We start from the raw sequence: 21,676 nt of genomic DNA on the forward strand, positions 1-21,676 counted from the left end.
CACGTTCAATTTCACCCGCTACGGCCTGCTGCACGGCAAGGTCATCAGCGTGTCGCGCGATGCGATCATCAAGGACAAGCCGCCGGGCGGGGTAGGAGTCCCGAAGCAGGGTGGCGCACTCGCCGAATCGAGCGAGCCCGCCGGCCAGGAGCTGCTCTACGCCGCGCGCGTGTCGCTCGAAGGCACCAAGATGCAGGTCGACGACAAGATGGTGAACCTTGCGCCCGGCATGGCGGTGACGGTGGAGATCAAGACGGGGCAGCGAAGGATCATCGAGTACGTGATGTCGCCGTTGTTGAGATATCGGCAGGAGAGCTTGAGGGAAAGATGATGAGCGCGTTGATGAATTCAACCCGAAACAATCCTATTCAATGCGGTAGGTATCGTTGTTCCGACGCGACGGTTATTTCTTCGAAGGTAGCTTTCGCGTTGTTTTTCGTGCGTTGCAAATTCGTGTAGAACACCGAGAAATTGAGCGACAGGACCAAGAAGCAACCTTGTAGTTGGACGGGAGGCTCGGTTGACATGAACGAATTATCGATAGCTGGTTTAGCGAGCGGGTGGATATCGATGGTAGCTCGGTGGCTAGGTGGTGGTTTAGTCTGTGTCATCCTGATTTGGACGGTGACTGTGGTGCAGGCAGCCGACGGCCCGCTCACTTACTTTGCGGATGAGGCGCCTCTTGAGGTTCCGAAGTCCAATCTCCCGTCATCAACAGATCAAATCGTTGTGGCCAAGGTGCGGCTTATCGGTCCACCTGCATCTCTCCTTGGTATCGACCAATCCGGATATCCATCGCGCGAAAAACCTCAGGAGCCCTTGTCGGCTATGTTGCGGGTGCTCGATGTTGTTCGTGGCAAGCGACCAGAGCAAGAGCTCGTGGGTGTTACGTTCGGTGGAGGCGATCTAAGTAACACCTATGCTCTACGCCCCGGCACGCCGCGTCAGCTCGCGCAGGAATATTTTGTAGCGATGTACAAGGACGCCTTCGGGTTTCATCTTATAGGGCTTCCGGTAAGCGAGGCCCGATATCGCGAGTGGCGGCAAGAGATCACCGAGTTTGAACGGGAGCGACTCAGGTCGCTTCCGAAATAGTGACTTTCATGGAAGTCCGTCGGAAACGGGGAAGCAAATGACTTGGTCGGATGTTAGCTCGAAGCTGAGATTCTGGGGCTTGGGCGAAGATGGTATGGATGGTGAACCCAGCGTCGTGAATGGTCATTTGGCTTCCGAGCTAGGGCAACAATTGTCGCTAGGGCAAAAGAATGACATTATAAGTGCGCTCCAGGCGCTATATTCCGGTTCACAAACTGCGCGTAGCCTGCTCGATGTGGGGGCAGGCCTAAATGAGATTTGGTTTCTGCAGGGGTGGTCTAACTCTAGCATTGGGTCATTTGCGTACCCGTCCAGCAACATAGCGGTAATTGATTTTAGCCAAGTAGCGCCGGACACCGGCTACCAATTCATGGGGAGTGATGGCCGCATTCACCTTTTGAATTTGCAGAGCCTTGTGATCCATGAACTTATTCATGCGATTTATGGCTCTCCTGACTTAGTAGATCCATTTGGTCAGCCGTACTATGGCGTCGCGGCCAGAGAGTACAACAACCCGGCGTTTGACCATATTGGCCAGACGCAGCGCTTGGCAAATACTATAATGCAAGAGATGGGGTATCCCGCAGGCTACTCCCGTGTTGGCTATGATGCCGGCATTAACTCATATAACCAAATATACATAAATAAAGAAGTCTCGTACTCTGAAGATCAGACGATCGATATCGCTTACTTCGACTCTACTTTGAACAAGGCGCCGGATCGTCTTGATCTCTCTTTTAGAGCGGATGGCTCTCGCGATCTTCTTATGGGATTTTCTGGAGATGACTATCTCTATGGAGGCGCTGGCAACGATTATCTCTACGGCGGGGTAGGGAATGATTGGCTCTACGGAGGAAGCGGAAATGATGTCCTAAATGGGGGCGATCGTGTAACGCCAATCGCGGGTGACGGTTCGGATGTGGCGGACTATTCCGTAGGGGACAGGGGACAACTGACGAGCCACGGCGTGACGGTTGACATCGATCCGGGGCTTGTTGGTCCCGCAGACACAATGGATGGCCTTACTCCTATCATCGTCTCAGATGACGGTTACGGCGATAGTGATCGATTGTTCTCAATCGAGAAGATAAAGCTAACCAATTACGCGGATACAGTTCGGATCGGGACGCAAGGCCTAGAGCTACTGTCGACGCTTCAAGAGATCGATGCCGGTGATAATCCGGATGATCAGCCCGACATTTTGGACTTTTCGCAATTTGCATCCGGGATCACTCTAACAAATCTCAAGTTGGACGGCACTGACACGGATTTCAAGAATTTTGACAAGATTATCGGGACTTCTAGGGCTGACACGTTTGATTTCTCGGGAATTTCCTCAGCTAAGCTCGACGTCGTTGGTGGAGGAGGCGACGATACGATCACTTACGCTGGCAATCATGCTGGCGTATCGGTTGCGGCGACGACTGAGCCGGCAACCGCGGGTAGCGGGTCGTCGCCCAAGCTAAAGCTCTCGATAGCCGACGGGAGTGTGCTTCAGGCGTCCGAAATCGAGACCGTCAAGTTGACTGGTGCGAAGGATGCTTTGCAGGTTCAGGATGGCCTCCAGCAAGCTCCATCCAAAGTGATCTTTGATGGCGGCGATCAGGGGGAGGGAGACCGAGACGTTCTTGACTTCAGCGGGTTATCGACAGGCGTCAACCTGAAGTCAGGCGACGGCAAAATTGTCCTTGGCAATGTCAGCTTTACAGGCTTCGAAGAAGTGAAGCTAACCTCCAAGGCGGATACGATAGAGGTTTCGGGAGGCATACAGCGGATTGATGCAGGCGATGGCGATGACACGGTCAGGAGCTCTAGCGCAGGTACGGTAATCGACCTGGGCGATGGCAACGATACTCTATGGTCGAGCGGACCTGGCACAATCGTTCATACTGGCGCCGGAAGCGATCGGGTCGAGATATCACACAATGGCCAGCTCTTATTCGAAGACGCGAGTACGAGCGATCACATCACATATTTTGGCATAACGCTTACCGGGGGAGTGCAGTGGGGCACTGAGAGCACATACGCTTATGGCGCCCATGGCGAGCGCTATGGGCGGAATGCACAGGGTGATTTGGTAATTCTTGATGCGATGGGGAATGAAACCTTCATCCCCGGCTTCAACTTCACGACCGACGCGTCGAGCAACCTCACGGCGGGCCTGTTCGTCATCCAGGTGACTTATCGGATCGAACGTAGCAACGGCTGGACCTCTGGGTTCGAGACGGCGGCATCAGCTCTCACGGCGATGAAGAAGATCGGCCAGGCGCTCACCGGCAAAATCCGGAGCTGGACCGACCCGTTGGTGCTGGATCTCAACGGCAACGGCGTCAATCTCTCCTCGATGGCGGGCAACAACGCCTCGTTCGATGTGGACAAGGACGGCTTTGCCGAGCGCGTCGGCTGGGTGCGCGGCGGCGACGGCATGCTGGTGCGCGATCTCAATGGCAACGGCAAGATCGACGACATCGGCGAGATGTTCGGCAACGACCAGACGCCGGGATTCACGCAGCTTGCGGGCCTGGACGGCAATCACGACGGCAAGATCAGCGCGCTGGACGACGGCCTTGCCGATTTCAACGGCGACGGCGTCGTCGACGCGAACGACACATTCGCCACGTTGAAGGTCTGGGTCGACGCCAACGAGGACGGCAAGACCGATGCCGGCGAATTGAAGTCGCTGGCCTCGCTCGACATCGTCTCGATCTCGACCGGATCGACCACGACCCACACCGCCGACAGCGGCAACATCATTGCCTCCACCGGGACATTCGAGCGAAGCGACGGCACCACCGGCGCCATCGGCGAGGTGCAGTTCGACACCGATAACACCCATACCACCTGGCAGGGCGACAGCTCGGTCAGTCCAGACGCGTCGACCCGCCCTGATCTCAAGGGTTTTGGCACGCTGACCGACCTGCACGTGGCGATGACGCTTACTCCGAACCTGGTCCAGACGGTCGACGCGGCGCTGCCGTCGCTGAACACGCTCTCGCTCGCCAGCTTGCGCGATGCAGCCCGGACCATTCTCTACGCTTGGGCCGACGCGGTGTCGGTGCCGGCGGGAACGCCGGGCACCGAGGCGACGCAGGATTTCTGGTTCGTCGGTGACGTGACCAGGACCGGCGGCGTGGCCTATGATTTCATCGTTCAAAAGGGCGAGTATGGGACCGGGAACGTGCCCTATTACGGCTATGCGAGCGGGCAGCCGGTCTACAACTCAACGAAGACCCTCATCTATGGCCATCCAACCATCGAGGAGGTGCTGGCAAGTCCTCCGGCGCAGGGCAGCTGGACCAAGCTCACGGCCCAGGACATCGCCTTCCTCGAGCGCTACACCGGCCTCGATCTCGGCTTCGTCATCAGCAAAAATCCGAGCGCGGACGCGATCCAGGTGGTCGCGAACGGCCTGACCGCATCGTGGAACACCTTGAACCGGCTCGCCGTCCGTCTTGCCGCACAAGGCCCGCTGGCGCCGTTCTTCGCCGGCATCACCTACGGCGTGGCGAGTGACACGTTCCGCCCGACCACGGAACACCAGCTCGTGCCGATGCTGGAGGCGATCTTCCATGCCGCGCCGGCCACGGCGAGCGGCGCGCAGGATCTCCTCGCGCAATGGCATGACATCATCAATGTCGTGCTGCCCGATTTCCAGCGCGACAATGAGGGCCATCAGCTCACCGATGCGTTCCTGTTCCAGAACCTGGTCGGTGCCTATGAGGACGTTCCGCTCGCGATCTCGCTGCAGCAGGCGGCGTCGATCTTCGACATTGCTGCCTCCAAGATCAAGACCGGCGGCGGCACGCTCGTCGGCGACGACGGCAACACCGACCTGTTCTATCTCGACTCCACCGACCAGGTGCTCAAAGGACAGGGCGGCTCCGATGCCTATGTCGTCGGCTACAATTTCGGGCACGACGTCATCCAGGACGTCTGGCAGGGATTGGGGCAGAACCAGGAGGACAGCCTCTGGTTCGCCCATCTCAACGTGGCGGATCTGACCTTCACCCGTGACGGGCTTGATCTCCTGATCACGCAGAACGGCACCGACAACCAGATCCGGATTGTCGACGAATTCGCGGGCCGCAGGCCGAGCCTCGTCACCGCGTTCCAGGACTTCGACAAGCAGATCGAGTTCATCAAATTCGCCGACGGCACCACCTGGGACCAGCTCGACATCGCCAGGGTGGTCGGCATGCAGTCATATGCGACCGACGATAACCTGATCGGCTCGCCTGACGTGGATTTCATGAATGGCGGCGCCGGCACCGATTACATGTCCGGCGGCGATTCCGGCGACCACTACTTCTTCGGCCGCGGCTATGGTCACGATACCGTCGAGGACAGGGAGGTGTGGATCTGGCAGGCCTCGAACGATTACGTGCACTTCGGGGCGGGCATCACCGAGGATGACGTCACGTTCCAGCGCGTGGGCGTCAGCGACGATCTCCAGGCCAAGATCAACGGCACCGACGATGTGCTGACTATTACCGGTCAGTTCGGCGTCGCCTACGGCCTGTTCGACACCCATCAGGACCGCATCGAGATCTTCACCTTCGACGACGGCAGCTACATCGGCTGGGAAGACATCATCAAGGCGCTGGATGCGGGCGCCGGAACCTCCGGCGACGACGTCATTACCGGCTTCAATTATGACGACATCCTGGATGGAGGTGCCGGTAACGACACCCTCAGCGGCGGCAACGGCAACGATACCTATGTGTTCGGCCGCGGCTATGGTTCGGATACGATCGAGGATCGGGTCGGCTTCATCCTGAGCGGGACCGACGACACCGTGCAGTTCAAGGCCGGGATTTCCCGGAGCGACCTTGCGTTCCATCACGATGGCAACACGAGCGACCTGCGGATCACGTTCAACGGAAGCGACGACAGTCTGACCATCCGCGGCGAATTCAGCATCATCTACGGCTTTATCGCGACGGAGGAGAACAGGATCGAGACTTTCACCTTTGCCGACGGCACGGTGCTGGGATGGCACGATATCCTTGTGCAGATCGATGACGCCGCCGGGACCAGCGGCAACGACACGATCTACGGCTTCGGCTACGACGACACGCTGCAGGGCCGTGTCGGAGACGACTATCTCTACGGAAGCGCGGGCAACGACACCTACGTCTATTCCCGCGGCGACGGGCACGACACGGTCTACGATATCGCGGATGCGCAAGGACCGGAGTTCGACACCTTGGTGCTCCACGGCATCAATCCGGGCGACGTCTCGTTTACCCGCGTCAATTACAACGACGTGGCCCTGGTGTTCGCCGAGAGCGCTCCGGGCGCGGGCGACGGCGGTTCGGTGGTGCTGCAGGGCGAGCTCGACGATTGGTTCCGTCAGGGCGTCGAGCAGGTCGTCTTCGATGATGGCACGGTCTGGACGCAGAGCGATCTGCGCGTGAAGGTGCTGGCGCAGGCGTCAACGCCGGGCAACGACACGATCGTCGCCTTCAACACCAACGATATCATCGAGGGCGGCCGCGGCGACGACACCATCGTCGGCAATGCCGGGGACGACACCTATATCTACACGCGCGGTGACGGCAACGACTCCATTATCGAGGTCTTCCTCGGCAATTACAGCAGCTTCGATACGCTGAAGCTCCACGGTATCGATCCCGGCGCAGTCAGCCTGGTGCGTAACTTCGAAGATCTGACGCTCGTCATCGCGGAAAGTTCGCCCGGCGCGGGCGATGGCGGCAGCATTCTCCTGAAATCCGACCTGAATGGCGGACTTGCCGCCGGCGTCGAGCAGATCGTCTTCGACGACGGCACGCTCTGGACCCAGGACTATCTGCGGGTCCGCGTGCTGGCCGAGGCGGCCACCGATGGCAACGATGATATCGACGGCTTTCGGACCAACGATACGCTGCGCGGCGGCAAGGGAGACGATGTTATCCACGGCGAATCCGGCGATGACACCTATGTCTACGCCCGCGGAGATGGCAATGACACGATCTACGAGGTGTGGCTCGGCAATTACAGCAGCTTCGACACGCTGAGGCTGCAGAACATCGTTCCATCGGCGGTTCATTTGACGCGGAACGACGCGGACATGACGCTCGTGATCGCCGAAAGCGCGCCCGGCGCCGGTGACGGAGGTTCGATCCTGCTCAAGCGCGAGCAGGGAGGTGCGGTTGAGGGCGTCGAGCAGATCGTCTTCGACGACGGCACGACATGGACCCAGGCCGATCTCCGCGCGATGTGGCTGGTGCAGGAGACCGCGTCGACGGATACGTCGATCTACGGCTTCAGCGCCGACGACACCATTGTTGCCGGCACGATCGACCGTTATTTGAACGGCTCGGGCGGACAGGACACCTACGTCTACAGCTCGTCCGGCGGCAACGTAGTGGTCGCCGACCCCAGCAATCTTCGCTCGACGCTGCAGTTCACCGACATTGCCTCGACGGACGTGACGCTGGTGCGGCCTGCCGCAAACAGCGGCGCCAACCTGCTGATCACGGTCAACAGCACTGGCAAGACCGTAACTGTTCAGAACGAATTCGCCACGAATTGGGGCTTGCGCGCGATCACCTTCTCCGACGGAGTGAGCTGGACTCCAGATCAGGTCAAGGCGATCCTTGCCAGTGGAGATGCCGGCCTCTTCCTCTTCAGCCGCGGCGATGGCGCGGTGACCGTCAACCAGACGGTCGCCAGCATCCGGCTCGGCAACGGCATCACGGCCGACGACATCCTGCTTCAGGCCAACGGCCGGGATCTCATCGTCAAACTGCGCGGCACTACGGACAGCATAACTGTCCCGGGGGCGCTGACCACGAACGCCTGGGGCGCTTCGAGCACGCTTGCGACGCTGAAGTTCAGCGATGGCACATCGCTGGCTCTGGGAGAGCCGAGTGCCGGCACCGGCCTGCCGCTCACGTTCACCTGGCTCGGACTGTCAAGCAACTTCAACCTGACGGGAAGCGTCTACGGTTCCAACGTCTATGAGATCTCGACCAGCGGTACGGTGAATTTCGCCAATTCGGCAGCGGTTGATGGAATCAACATCGTCAAGTACGACCGCGGCGATCAGAATCTAACTATTCAGTCCAACAATTTCGGCGGCGAACTGGACTTTGGGCCGAATATTACGGCTCAGGACATTTATTGGCAGGCCAACAGCTGGGGCGACCTGTTCATGAAGATCCGGGGCGATGCTGCAGACAGCATCACCATCCTGGGCGATCTGCATCTCGTCAATGGCGCCAACACCAGCGCGATCAAGACCCTGAAGTTCGGTGATGGCTCCGTGGTGGACATGACCCACGGTCCTGCCGCGTTCACGTGGCTGGGTAATACTGCGAATTTCAATGTGACCGGAAGCACCTTCGGCACCAACGTTTACGAGGTGACGGCGGCGGGCAACATCAACTTCGCAAACGCTAGCGGTGTTGGCGGTATTAACATCGTGAAGTACGATCGGGGTGCCGCAAATCTGACTGTCCAGTCCAACAACCTTGATGGCGAACTGGACCTCGGGCCAAACATCACGGCGCAAGATATCTATTGGCAGGCCAACAGCTGGGGCGACCTGACCATGAAGATCCGGGGTGATGCTGCGGACAGCATCAATATCCTGGCCGATCTTCATCTGGTGAATGGTGCCAACACCAGCGCGGTCAAGACGTTGAAGTTCAGCGACGGCTCCGTGGTGGATATGACCCACGGGCCGACGGCGTTCACATGGCTTGGTAACACCGCGAATTTCAACGTGACCGGAACGACTTTCGGCACCAACGTTTATGAGGTGACCGCCGCCGGAAACATCAATTTCGCCGACGCTAGCACTGTCGGCGGGATCAACATCGTCAAGTACGACCGGGGCGCCGCGAACCTGACGGTCCAGTCCAACAACTTCAACGGCGAACTGGACCTTGGGGCGAGTATCACGGCTCAGGACATTTATTGGCAGGCCAACGGCTGGGGCGACCTGACCATGAAGATCCGGGGCGATGCTACGGACAGCATCAATATCCTCTCCGATTTGCATCTGGTGAATGGTGTCAATACCAGCGCGATCAAGTCGTTGAAATTCAGCGACGGCACTGTTCTGGATATGACCCACGGTCCCGGCGCTTTCACGTGGCTCGGCAACACCGCAAACTTCAATGTGACCGGTACCACCTTTGGCACGAATGTCTATGAGGTCACGGCCGGCGGCACCGTCAATTTCGCCAATGCCAGCGCGGTCGGTGGCATCAACATCGTCAAGTACGATCGGGGTGCGGAAAACCTGATCGTCCAGTCCAATAACTTGAATGGCGAGCTGGACCTCGGGCCGGGCATCGGAATGCAAGACGTTTACTGGCAGGTCAACAGCTGGGGCGACCTGACCATGAAGATTCGAGGCGATGCGGCGGATAGCATCAATATCTTGGGCGATCTGCATGTTACCAACGGTGTCGTGACCAGCGCGATCAAGACCCTGAAGTTCAGCGATGGCGCCGTTCTGGACCTGAGCCAGGGGCCGTCCGCGTTCACCTGGATCGGCACAGCCAATAACTACAATCTGGTTGGCAGCAACATCCGCTCGAATGTTTTCGAGATCACCCAAGGCAACGGTTCGATCACGTTCGGCAATGCGAGCAACGGCGGGGACGGCAATAATACGATTCGGTATGATCTGGGCGACGGGCTCGCCGATGTTCAGCTCAACGGCGGCAAGGGCATCATTGCATTTGGCAGCAACGTGTCGGCACAGGACGTCATCCTTGGGTCGAATAGCGCCGGCGATCTGATCGTCAAATTCCGCAACGATACGACTGATGCGATCACGATCCACAATGATCTCGTGTTCGGCAACGTCAATTCCTACGGAATCAGCGCCATCCAGTTCGCGGACGGGACGGCGTGGGACTACACGTTCATTGCGTCGAACGCCTGGATCAGAGGCACTGCGGGTAACGACTCGATTACCCTGCCGGCGAACGCTGCCATCGTCGATGCCGGCGCCGGAGACGATACGTTCAGCGTCTCGGGGAATGGCTCCGACCGCATCGTATTCGGTGTAGGGTCCGGTCATGACGTGCTGAACAACCCAGGCAATGGCTATCAGCGCACTGATGTGCTGGACCTTGTGGGACTCTTGCCGTCGGACATTGTCTTGTCGAGCTCGGGAAACCAGCTGCTCGTCAAGGTGGCTGCGACAGGCGAGACGTTCACTGCGCTCTGGCAGTTCTACGCCGATGGCCTCAGTTATGGCCTTGGTTCGATCAAGTTCTCCGATGGGACCATCTGGGATCGTACGGCGATCGCTGCCAATGCCTGGGTACGAGGAACCTCCGGCAACGACTCCCTCACGCTCCCGGCCACCGGCGTCACGGTCGATGCGGGAGCGGGCGATGATACGATCACCGTGTCCGGCAACGGCTCGGACCGCATCATTTTCGCCAAAGGGTATGGCCATGACACGCTGACCAATCCCGGTTCGGGATACAACCGGGACGACACGCTAGTCTTGAAGGACATCAATCCCTGGGAGGTGCAGTTCAGCCGCAGTGGAGATGCGATGACACTCAGCGTGCCATCGACCGGCGATTCCTTCCGCGTGAACTATCAATACTGGGGCGACGGCAGCCAGATTCAGGGGCTCACGCATGTTCAGTTCGCGAACGGAAGCACCTGGAGCCGATCGAACCTGGCCGATGCGACGTCGATATTCACGTGGACGGGCAGCGCCACCAATACGACTCTCACGGGCAACGACTACGGATCCAATGTCTTTCAGTTTGGGGCCGGGATCGAAACGACGTATGGCGGCGCCAGGAGCAATGTGTATCAAGTTACCACGAGTTCGGGACAGGCGCAGATCAATCTGTCATCTGCTCAAGGCTCGACGAACGAGGTCGATTTCCTCAGCGGTATCACGAGTCAGAATCTGTGGTTCGAGCATGCCGGCAACGATCTGAAGATCGATCTCCTCGGGACCACCACCAGTGCGACAATCAGCAACTGGTTCTCCGGTAGCGCGGGGGCATTACAGGAGATCACGGCCGGCGGCCTCAAGATCGACGGCCAGATATCGCAGTTGGTGCAGGCGATGGCGACTTACTCGGCCAACAACACGGGGTTCGATCCGACGAGCGCGAGCATCCATGTGTTGCCGAACGACACGGCTCTGCAGGGGACGGTGTCGGCCGCGTGGCACGCATGACGCGAGGGATAGGGGCCATGTACCAACAGTGCGTGGCCCCGTCTTGCACTTGGGTCGGCTACTTCGCGGCACCGGAGAACCCGTGCTTATGGTGACCCGTTGTGCGTCGGACCCTCGTCCTCTCAGCTCAAGAGGTTCGTAGGGCAGTTGAAGCATCGCGGCTCTTCAGCGGTGGAGATGCCGCTCAGTCTCCGGTGAAGCAATCGGGGCCGCATAGCGTTGCAGAAATGGCTCCACTTCAACCGGCATGGACGCGGCTGTGAAGATTGCAGGCTTATCTGCGCTCAGCACGTTCAGGCAATGAATTATGTGCTCCGCATCATCGGCGTCAGCACGCCGACCTCCCAGCCAAACAGCACAAAGCCAGAGCAAAGCAGCGTAAGCCGAAGCCCGAGGGGTAGGTGGGATGGGCAGCTTCGCATCCGTTGCTTGAAAGCACGGCATTGCTTCTGGTCCTCCAAGACCCACCGTGGCGCGCGCCGGCAACTGATTTCTCCCTACAATGCCCTGCCGACGGTGGCGGCTGGGGTCGCAGGTAGGCGGGTCTTCGAAGGTGCTGTGAGGGGCGGCAGCTGGACAGGCAATGCCGCCATGCAACTGCTCAAAATCATGATCGGTTTTTACAGCCGGCGGTGTTGCCGCCACTCGCTCTCTATTCCGGTGGAACCGGATGCCTGCTTGGACTGCCCTATAGGCCCGAACCGCCGTAAATTAGCTTGAGTTAGCTCAAATTGGCCGATGATGGACTGGACCGACCGACGTGCGTAACGACGAAGCGTCGATCCAAACGTACCGTGAGTCAAAATGATCCCATCAAACTTCTAATGCCGCGCGGCAGTGGCAGCAGGTCTTCGCAGTATGAGATGAGCTGCTGGAGGGCTGACCACCGATTGACCACCGAAACCCCGTGAACAAACAGCGATAAAGGGGGTCAATTGCGAACGAATTCCATTGTTTTTGTTGAACTTTTCGCGTGCTATTTACGTTCGGGACGCAGGGGTCGCAGGTTCGGCGTGGCCCACCCTCACATCATCTGGGCTCGAACGAGGGAAATTGAGCCTTGCGATGCCCGGAAGTCGGTCGGGTGCCGCAAGAGCTCCATAAGCGGTTCATTCTGGTCCCATGGTCGAGCCCGCGACTCTCTGCATCGGTGCACCTTTGTGATCGCCGGTGCTGCCCACGAGTTTATCCAGCATTCGCCTTCAGCCCCGCGGCCTGGATGCCGGCTAACGCGCAGGCCTCGTCATTGTCCGATGTATCTCCGGACACGCCCACCGCGCCGAGCAGGGTCGTGCCGTCCATGATTAGCACGCCGCCGGGGACCGGCACCAGCGCGCCCTTGGCGATGGTGTTCACGGCGTCGATGAAATAGGCCTGCTCCTGCGCGCGCTGGTACAGGGCGCGCGAGCCCATGCCCATCGCGAGCGCGCCATAGGCCTTGCCGTGCGCGATCTCGGCGCGCATCAGGCTGGTGCCGTCCTGGGCGGCTGCGAGCTTGAGGACGCCGCGGGCGTCGAGGATGGTGACCACCAGCGGCTTGAGCTTGAGCTCGCCGGACTTGGCGAAAGCGGCGTCGAGGATCTTGCGGGCGGTGTCGAGCGTGAGGTCAGCCATGGTCGGTTTCCTTCTGAGCTGGAGAAGTGGAATGGGTCTCGGCGCGGTCGAGGCTCAGCGCCAGCACGCGCGCGACGTGAAGGGCTTCGCGCTGGGCGCCGTTGTGGATCTGGTGCCGGCAGGAGGTGCCGTCGGCAACCACCAGCGTGTTCTGATCTGCACGGCGCACGGCGGGCAGCAGCGACAGCTCGGCCATCTCGATCGAGGCATCATAGGTGTCCGCGCCATAGCCGAACGCGCCGGCCATGCCGCAGCAGCTCGACTCGATGGTCTCTACCTTGAGACCTGGGACGAGCCGCAACACCTGCTCGACCGGCTTGAATGCGCCGAAGGATTTTTGGTGGCAATGGCCGTGCACGACCGCCTTGTCGGCGACGGTGCCGAGCGGCAGTTGCAGCCGGCCGGCCTCGGCTTCGCGCACCAGGAATTCCTCGAAGGTCAGCGCATGGGCACTGATGGCCCTGGCGTCATCGTCCTTGCGCAGCGATGAGAGCTCGTCGCGCAGCGTCAACAGGCAGCTCGGCTCGAGGCCGACGATCGGCACGCCGCGCGCGGCGAACGGCGCGAAGGCAGTCACCAGCCGGTCGAGCTCGGCGCGAGCCTCATCGACCAAACCCGCCGAGAGGAAGGTGCGGCCGCAACACAGCGGGCGGCTGCCGCTCACGGGCTTCGGCAGATGCACGCGATAGCCGCCGGCCGCGAGCACGCGCAGTGCCGCCTCGAGGTTCTCGCGCTCATAGATGCGATTGAACGTGTCAGCGAACAGCACGACTTCGCGGCCGGTCTCAGGACCGATTGCTTCCGCTGATGGCACAAACACGTCGCTGCGGAAGGCGGGCAGGGCGCGGCGCGCGCTGATGCCGGCAAAGCGCTCGAACAGTTTTCGCAGCAAGGGGCTGCTGTTGCGCAAATTCGCCAGCGGCGCGAAGCGCGCTGCGAGGCCGGCATAGCGCGGCAGATATCCGACCAGCCGGTCGCGCAGCGTCAGGCCGTGGGAGGCGGCGCGCGCGGCGAGCACCTCGATCTTCATCTTGGCCATGTCGACGCCGGTCGGACACTCGTGGCGGCAGGCCTTGCAGGAGACGCAGAGTTTCAGCGTCTCCATCATCTCGTCGGAGGAGAGCGCATCGGGGCCGAGCTGGCCGGAGATCGCAAGGCGCAGCGTGTTGGCGCGGCCGCGCGTGACATCCTTCTCGTTGCGCGTGGCGCGGTAGGACGGGCACATCACGCCGCCCTCGAGCTTGCGGCAGGCGCCGTTGTTGTTGCACATCTCGACCGCGCCCTGGAAGCCGCCACCGGCGCCGGGATAGGCGGACCAGTCGAGCTTCGTCTTCAGCTCGCCGACGCGATAGTCGGGCTTGAAGCGGAACAGCGAGCGGTCGTCCATTTTGGGCGCATCGACGATCTTGCCCGGATTGAGCACGCCATCGGGATCGAAGCGCTGCTTCACCTCCCTGAAGTCGGCGACGAGACGCTCGCCGAACATGGTCTCGTGGAATTCGGAGCGCACCAGGCCATCGCCATGCTCGCCGGAATGCGAGCCCTTGTATTCGCGCACCAGTGCGAAGGCCTCCTCGGCGATGGCGCGCATCGCCTTGACGTCCTTTTCCAGCTTCAGGTTCAGCACGGGCCGCACATGCAGGCAACCTTCGGAAGCGTGTGCATACATCGTGCCGCTGGTGCCGTGCCTGGCGAAGACCTCGTTCAGCCGCGCCGTGTAGTCGGCGAGGTGCGGCAGCGGCACGGCGCAGTCCTCGACGAAGGAGACCGGCTTGCCCTCCTGCTTCATCGACATCATGACGTTGAGGCCGGCGGCACGGAAATCGGCGATGCCGCCCTGGAGCGCCGGCTCGATGATCTCGACCACGCCGCCCCATTTGCGCGGCTCGTTGGTCCAGCCGAAGCCGAGATCGCCCATCAGCTCTCCGAGCTGCTTGAGGCGGGCGAGGTTGTCGGCCTGGTCTTCTTCAGCGAACTCGACCACCAGCACGGCGTCCGGATCGCCTTTGATCGCCGCATTGATGATCGGCTTGAACATCGCGATGTCGCGGCCGAGCGCGATCATGGTGCGGTCGACCAGCTCGACCGCGATCGGCTTCAGCTTGACGAGGTGCTGGGCCGCATCCATCGCCTCGTAAAAGCTGCCGAAATGGCAGACGCCGAGCGCCTTGTTGCGGATGACGGGCCACAGCTTCAACTCGACCTTGGTGGTGAAGGCGAGGGTGCCTTCGGAGCCGACGAGGAGATGCGCCATGTTGTTCGACGCATTGCGCGGCACCAGCGCATCGAGATTGTAGCCGCCGACGCGGCGCTGCACCTTCGGAAAGCGGGCGGCGATCTCGTCGGCCTCGCGCGTGCCGAGATCGAGCATGTCGCGGAACAGGGCGCGGGTGCTGTCGGGCACCACGACGTCGGAGAGATCGCGCGAGACCTCGCCGAAACGGCTCAGCGTGCCGTCGGCGAGTGCGGCTTCCATCGACAGCGTGTTGTCGCGCATGGTGCCGTAGCGAAGCGAGCGGCCGCCGCAGGAATTGTTGCCGGCCATGCCGCCGATGGTGGCGCGCGAGGCGGTGGAGACGTCGACCGGAAACCACAGGCCGTGCTTCCTGAGTTGGCGGTTGAGGTTGTCGAGCACGATGCCGGGCTCGACCACGCAGGTGCGGCCTTCGACGTCGAGCGATAGAATTTTGTTGAGATGCTTCGAGAGATCGACGACGAGCCCGTCATTGACGGTCTGGCCGCATTGCGAGGTGCCGCCGCCGCGCGGGGTGACCTTGACACCCTCGTCGCGGGCGATCGTCAGCGCGCGCAGGGCCTCGTCCATGGTCTTCGGGACCACCACGCCAGCCGGCATGATCTGGTAGAACGAGGCGTCGGTGGCATAGCGGCCGCGGCTGAACCGGTCGAACAGGACGTCGCCAGTGATCTCCCGGGCCAGACATGCCGCCAGGCCGTCCTTTCGGGCCGATTCCGGTGATTTTCCAGTCACTTCCGCCGCCATGATCCGCCTTCGCCTGTTCGCCGGCACCGTCTTGCCTCCCGCCACGGCCCTTGGCAAGCGAGCCCTGCTTCTTGTGCATTGACGGACCCCGCCGGGCGAGGGACAAGCCCGGCGAATAGTGATATGCGAGCGGCTCGCGGGAGCCCCGAATTCGGGCCCTCCGACGCCAACGCCGACACAAGCTTCAGAGACCGGGAAGGACGCCGATGACCGTGCATACTGGAAGGCATTTCCTACAGATTCCAGGACCGACCAATGTGCCCGACCGGGTGCTGCGGGCGATGGACATGCCGACGCTGGACCATCGCGGTCCGGAGTTCGCCGAGCTCGGATTCGCCGTGCTTGCCGCGATGCAGCGCGTGTTCCGCACCAAGCAGCCCGTGATCATCTTTCCCTCGTCCGGCACCGGCGCCTGGGAAGCGGCGATGGTCAACGTGTTCTCGCCCGGCGACAAGGTTTTGATGTGCGAGACCGGCCAGTTCGCCGTGCTGTGGCGCGGCATCGCCGACAAGTTCAAGCTCGACGTCGATTTCATCCCGAGCGACTGGCGCCACGGCGCCGATCTCGCCGAGATCGAGAAACGTCTGGTCGCCGACAAGCAGCACACGATCAAGGCGGTCTGCGTCGTGCACAACGAGACCTCGACCGGCTGCGTGACGCCGCCGCTGGAGGTGCGCAAGCTGCTCGACCGCGTCAAGCATCCGGCGCTCCTGATGGTCGACACCATCTCCGGTCTCGGCTCGATGGAATACGAGCATGATGCCTGGGGCATCGACGTCTCGGTCGCCGGCTCGCAGAAGGGCCTGATGCTGCCGCCCGGCCTCGGCTTCAACGCCGTCTCGGAGAAGGCGCTCAGCGTTGCCAAGGCCAACCCGGGCATGCGCTCCTACTGGGACTGGCAGGAGGTCATCACCTTCAACAAGCTCGGCACCTTCCCCTACACGCCCGCCACCAATCTGCTCTACGGCCTGCGCGAAGCCGTGAAGATGCTGGAGGAGGAGGGCCTCGAGAACGTCTGGTCCCGTCATAAGCGCCACAGCGCGGCGACGCGTGCCGCGGTCAAGGTCTGGGGCCTGGAGACGCAGTGTGCCGACCCCGCCGCGCATTCGCCGGCGCTGACCGGCGTGCGCGTGCCTGAAGGTCACGACGCCGACGCCTTCCGCAAGGTGGTGCTTGAGAACTTCGACATGTCGCTCGGCACCGGCCTGAACAAGGTCAAGGGCAAGGTATTCCGCATCGGTCATATCGGCCATTTCAACGATCTGATGCTGATGGGCACGCTCGCCGGCGTCGAAATGGGTCTGGATCTTGCAAAGATTCCGCACCGGAGCGGCGGCGTACTGGCGGCCATGGACGTCCTGAAGGGACGCGACGCGGTGCCGATGACCAAGGCTCAAGTAGCCTAAAGGCCCAGGTGGCCTGAACCAGCTTGGAAAGAGAGCGCGCGATGAACGCACCGACGACGACCAACGAAGACCTGCTCTACTCCGTCACGGACGGCATCGCGCGGATCACGTTCAACCGCCCCCAGGCGCGCAACGCCATGACCTTCGCCATGTATGACCGCATGGCGGAGATTTGCACCGAGATCAACGCAGACCGCTCGATCAAGGCGCTGATCCTGACCGGCGCCGGTGACAAGGCGTTTGCCTCCGGCACCGATATCTCGCAGTTCCGCGCCTTCAAGACCGCGCAGGACGCGCTCGACTACGAGGCCCGCATCGACCGCGTGCTCGGCACGCTCGAGCAGTGCCGCGTGCCTGTGATCGCGGCCATTGCCGGCGCCTGCACCGGCGGCGGCGCCGGCATCGCGGCCTGCTGTGATCTGCGCATTGGCACCGAAACGACGCGGATGGGTTTTCCGATCGCGCGCACGCTCGGCAACTGCCTGTCGATGTCCAACATCAGCCGCGTCGTCGCGTTGGTCGGTCCCGCGCGCACCAAGGATATGATCTTCAAGGCACGCCTGGTCGAGGCGCAGGAAGCACTCGCCCTCGGCCTGCTCACCGAGATCGTCCCTGACGTCGAGACGCTGCAGCGCCGCGCCGACGAGACCGCAAAGCTGGTGGCCAGCCACGCGCCGCTCACGCTGGAGGCGACCAAGGAAGCGGTGCGCCGCATCCGCCGCACGCTGTCGCGCGAGGAAGGCGAGGATCTGATCCTCAAGGCCTATATGAGCGAGGATTTCCGCGAGGGCATGGACGCCTTCCTCAACAAGCGCGCGCCGGTCTGGAAGGGCAAGTAGCTTAGGGACGCGGTTGGCTATCTTGCCGTCCCAACAAAGTATCCGTCTGCCTCGCCGTCCCTATTGAATTTGGGGCAGACGCAAAAGCTTCCCGGTGAGCTGCGAGTTGGGCACATGACCGCTGGTGTTCCCGGGGGCAGTTCAGAGGCATTCACAAGGCATTGCGATTGAGGTTTTGGATCCTGTGGCACGCCCCTGGCGAACACGGTTGGACCAGCGCCGACCAGCATTAAGACAACCAGGGCACCGTGAAGGAAGCTCATACGTAGTCCTTAAACGGCAGCAAATACCTCGTCCGCTTCAGTTCGCCCAATCTCGCTTTGGCTCGGCGCTGATAGCCCGCCCCCAGATCGATACCCCAGAACCGAAAATCCGAGAGAGCCTCATCATCAATCCTCGCTCCGACAAGAATTCCGCTGCGTCTGTGTCTCGCGAATTTCTCGGTAACTCGTCGCTTCATCTATGAGGCGCATTGTGCATGAGCGTTCGAGCTGCTCGGCGATAATTCGGGCGCGGTTGGCAATGTTATGCTGAGTGGTTTTTAAGACCTCAGCATGTTGGGCCCGCGTAAAGACATCGCAGACCCTCTGGAGGAAGTTCGGCGCGTAACCAAATATTTTAATGCCCTGTTTGGTGCGGAATTCGATCTGGCTCGCTATCATAGAAAGATCTTCGTTGACAAAGGGCTTTAGATTTTGCGCTGTCAAGAAAGCAGGGAGATTGGCGCTGTTCCTGTAATATTGACGTCCTCTTCCTTTGACGGGCCGAATGCGACCAAGGCCGGCCATAAAGCCAGTTTGAGTAATCACACGCTGACCGTTGTCGAGGACGGCAACCTCGATTTCGATGTCTCCAAACCGCAGGGCGCCTTGATGCGTCGCCTGCGGCAGGTCCCTCGCCCAACGCGCCTTGGCTGCCTTCCGAGCAATCTCCCGTCGCTCGTCACTTGATAGTGCGGCCGCCCTTGCGGTGCCGCCAGCGGCACGGGCGGGAACTCCCCACTGGACTTTCCACCGTGTTCTCCGCCGCTCGTGGTCGAGATCTAAACTCACTTTTCTACGCGTATTCATACTTCACGGATATGGTTAGATCAGAAGATCGTAAGCGCCGCGTTGTAGCAAATTGCTTGGTGAGGCGCAGCATTTACGCGGCGAGCAACTCCGGATCGTTTAGTACGGCTTTTACCTGTTCCGGCGATGAGCACCGCCAGGCAGCTGTACAGAAAGATTTCAGCATCATGTCCTTACACTTAATTTGTGGAACCGGCCGGAATGTGGCGGCGAGAGCCTGAGCGACGCTGAGTGCCTGGTAGATATTCCGCTCTTGGTAAAGCTTGCGACCAAAGACGCTCCCCAGCAATCCGCCCCAAAAGCTGGGCCTGTGCGAACGGACTAAGACACCCCTTTTGCCTACGGAAATCCAGCAGGCGTCTCCGCTGTCCAATATGATCGTCGCGTCGTGACCGAATTTTTCGTTGATGTAGAGCAGGCGTGGCATCGCTTCGTCTCTCTCAGCTTCTTTCTTTTCTCTCTCTTCGAATATTCTTGATGACCGAATTTTCTGTCCATTGCAGAGTTTTTGGCCCCCGGGCATGTCCCTCAATTCGTCTCTGCGCCTCTAAGCCCGGCCGGCCGCTTGTAACTCAATTACGCGAGGCTTGTCTCCGTTCGCATCTCATTCCAAAGTCATAACGAAGGTGACGCAGGACGGCTTGAACTTGGCTGCGTTCACCAGCACAATGGTCCCCGAATTCATCTCTGAATTTCCAAATCCGAACAAGAACATAGGGAAGACGCGCGTGGGACATGGAATGAAGGCCGCGATTGTGCTGGCAGCGGCGCTGTGCGGCACGCCGGCATTCGCCGGCTGGGAGCCGGCAAAGCCGGTCGAGATCGTGGTGGCCGCCGGCGCGGGAGGGGCCTCGGATCAGATGGCGCGGATGATGCAGGCCGCGATCCAGAAGAACAATCTGATGAAGCAGCCGATCGTCGTCTCGCTCAAGGGCGGCGCCTCGGGCGCGGAAGCGCTGATGTACATGAAATCCAGCGAGGGCGATCCGAACAAGGTGCTGATCGCCTATTCGCTGATCTACATGCTGCCGCTGTCGGCGAAGATCCCGTTCAACTGGCGCGAGCTGACCCCGGTCTCGGTGATCGCGCTCGACCAGTTCGTGCTGTGGGACAACAGCGCCGGTCCCAAGACGGTGAAGGAGTTCGTCGCGGCCGCGAAGGCTGCGAGCGCGCCGTTCAAGATGGGCGGCACCGGCTCCAAGCGCGAGGATCACGTGCTGACCGTGTTCCTCGAGCAGAAGACCGGCGCGAAGTTCTCCTATCTGCCCTACAAGTCCGGCGGCGAGGCCGCGACCCAGCTGGTCGGCAACCACACCGAGGCCAACGTCAACAACCCTAGCGAAAATCTCGAAGTCTGGCGCGCGGGCCAGGTGCGTCCGCTCTGCGTGTTCGACAAGGAACGCATCTCCTACACCGCCAAGGTGACGGAAACCCAGTCCTGGGCCGACATCCCCACCTGCAAGGAGGAGGGCGTCGACGTGCAATATCTGATGCTGCGCGCGATGTTCCTGCCCGGCAAGGTGCCGGCCGAGCAGCAGGCGTTCTATGTCGAGCTGTTCCACAAGGTGACGCAGACCGCCGAGTACAAGGAGTACATGGAGAAGCAGGCGCTGAAGCCTATCTTCCTCACCGGCAAGGACATGGTGCAGTTCCTCGAGGAGGACGATGCGCTGAACAAGTCGCTGATGACGCAAGCCGGCTTCGTCGCGAAATAATCGTCTCTTCGTTCTTCTCCCTCGCCCCGTTCTTGCGAGGCGAGGGTCGGGGTGAGGGGCTCTCTCCGCGGTCAGTCCTGTGGAGAGAGCCCCTCAGCCGGCGTTTTCGCCAGCGCCGAAGCTGTGCTTCGGCGTCCTTCAAAACGGCCGCCATCGGCGGCCTATGCTTCTCCCCATAAGAACGGGGAGATGAATAGTCTCCAGCCTCACATCGGAACTCATGTCCCAAACCGATATCGAAATCGTCGTCGACGATCCGACCGCGCCTGAAGACGACTCGCCCTCCGTCGTCTCGTCCGGCACGATCGAGATCGTCGTCTGTCTGCTGCTGCTCGCGCTGGCTGTCACGCTCGGCTACGACAATTGGCGCACCGGCGCGTCCTGGGATGCGACCGGGCCGGAGCCCGGCTATTTCCCGTTCTATCTCTCCATCATCCTCGGCGGCGGCAGCCTCTACGGCCTGGTCGCGGCGCTGGTTGCGCACCGCAAGGCGGCCGAAATCTTCGTCACGCGCGCGCAAGGCCGCCGCGTGCTGGCGGTGTTCGTGCCGACGCTGCTGTTCTGCCTCGTCACGCAGTTCCTCGGCCTCTATGTCGCGAGCTTCCTCCTGATCTCAGGCTTCATGCGCTTCGTCGGCAAGATCGCGCTGTGGAAGTCGCTGCTCACCGCGTTCGTGTTCACGGCGATCATGTTCGTCACCTTCGACATCGCCTTCGACGTCATCATGCCGAAAGGGCCGCTCGAAGCGGCCTTCGGTCGCTAGGC

Annotated in this window: 10 protein-coding genes and 1 pseudogene; 7 read left to right on the forward strand and 4 right to left on the reverse strand. The window is 60.9% G+C overall.

The window, feature by feature from the left end; genetic code table 11:
• The 3 genes and pseudogenes from TSA1_RS32970 to TSA1_RS40840 form a co-directional block, all read left to right on the forward strand.
• Positions 1 to 331 (forward strand): annotated as a pseudogene (locus TSA1_RS32970) (HlyD family type I secretion periplasmic adaptor subunit); the annotation flags it as partial.
• A 194-nt stretch (positions 332 to 525) separates the two neighbouring features.
• Positions 526 to 1,095, forward strand: a complete 570-nt coding sequence (locus tag TSA1_RS39140; protein ID WP_145984415.1) for a hypothetical protein — start codon at positions 526 to 528, stop codon at positions 1,093 to 1,095.
• 370 nt (positions 1,096 to 1,465) lie between these two features.
• Positions 1,466 to 11,266 carry a calcium-binding protein gene (locus TSA1_RS40840; RefSeq protein WP_145984416.1) on the forward strand — a complete coding sequence of 3,267 codons (9,801 nt, stop codon included), beginning with the start codon at positions 1,466 to 1,468 and terminating at the stop codon, positions 11,264 to 11,266.
• Between the two features lie 1,185 nt (positions 11,267 to 12,451).
• On the opposite strand, the gene TSA1_RS32985 is transcribed toward TSA1_RS40840, so the two are convergent.
• Positions 12,452 to 12,880 carry a GlcG/HbpS family heme-binding protein gene (locus TSA1_RS32985; RefSeq protein ID WP_100179965.1) on the reverse strand — a complete coding sequence of 143 codons (429 nt, stop codon included), beginning with the start codon at positions 12,878 to 12,880 and terminating at the stop codon, positions 12,452 to 12,454.
• Complete coding sequence (locus TSA1_RS32990) at positions 12,873 to 15,881, reverse strand: FAD-binding and (Fe-S)-binding domain-containing protein (protein WP_174719184.1); 3,009 nt, start codon at positions 15,879 to 15,881, stop codon at positions 12,873 to 12,875. The genes TSA1_RS32985 and TSA1_RS32990 overlap by 8 nt, the downstream gene beginning before the upstream one ends.
• A gap of 206 nt (positions 15,882 to 16,087) precedes the next feature.
• Between TSA1_RS32990 and TSA1_RS32995 the strand changes: the two genes are divergently transcribed.
• Together TSA1_RS32995 and TSA1_RS33000 are read left to right on the forward strand one after the other, a co-directional pair.
• Positions 16,088 to 17,287 carry a pyridoxal-phosphate-dependent aminotransferase family protein gene (locus TSA1_RS32995; protein WP_100179966.1) on the forward strand — a complete coding sequence of 400 codons (1,200 nt, stop codon included), beginning with the start codon at positions 16,088 to 16,090 and terminating at the stop codon, positions 17,285 to 17,287.
• Positions 17,288 to 17,328: 41 nt separating this feature from the next.
• The gene (locus TSA1_RS33000) at positions 17,329 to 18,126 is read left to right on the forward strand and encodes an enoyl-CoA hydratase/isomerase family protein (protein WP_097661851.1); all 798 of its coding nucleotides are present in this window, start codon (positions 17,329 to 17,331) and stop codon (positions 18,124 to 18,126) included.
• A gap of 389 nt (positions 18,127 to 18,515) precedes the next feature.
• Here TSA1_RS33000 and TSA1_RS33005 read toward each other — a convergent pair whose 3' ends face one another.
• On the reverse strand, positions 18,516 to 19,178 hold the full coding sequence (locus TSA1_RS33005; protein WP_142249494.1) for a hypothetical protein: 663 nt from the start codon (positions 19,176 to 19,178) through the stop codon (positions 18,516 to 18,518).
• Between the two features lie 91 nt (positions 19,179 to 19,269).
• Complete coding sequence (locus TSA1_RS33010; RefSeq protein ID WP_142249493.1) at positions 19,270 to 19,623, reverse strand: hypothetical protein; 354 nt, start codon at positions 19,621 to 19,623, stop codon at positions 19,270 to 19,272.
• 313 nt (positions 19,624 to 19,936) lie between these two features.
• Here TSA1_RS33010 and TSA1_RS33015 point away from each other — a divergent pair, with 313 nt between their 5' ends.
• Positions 19,937 to 20,911 carry a Bug family tripartite tricarboxylate transporter substrate binding protein gene (locus TSA1_RS33015; protein WP_174719185.1) on the forward strand — a complete coding sequence of 325 codons (975 nt, stop codon included), beginning with the start codon at positions 19,937 to 19,939 and terminating at the stop codon, positions 20,909 to 20,911.
• Positions 20,912 to 21,131: 220 nt separating this feature from the next.
• On the forward strand, positions 21,132 to 21,674 hold the full coding sequence (locus TSA1_RS33020; protein WP_100179969.1) for a tripartite tricarboxylate transporter TctB family protein: 543 nt from the start codon (positions 21,132 to 21,134) through the stop codon (positions 21,672 to 21,674).
• Positions 21,675 to 21,676: the final 2 nt, after the last annotated feature.

Origin of the sequence: Bradyrhizobium nitroreducens, assembly GCF_002776695.1 — a bacterium.
Classification (GTDB): Bacteria; Pseudomonadota; Alphaproteobacteria; order Rhizobiales; family Xanthobacteraceae; genus Bradyrhizobium; species Bradyrhizobium nitroreducens.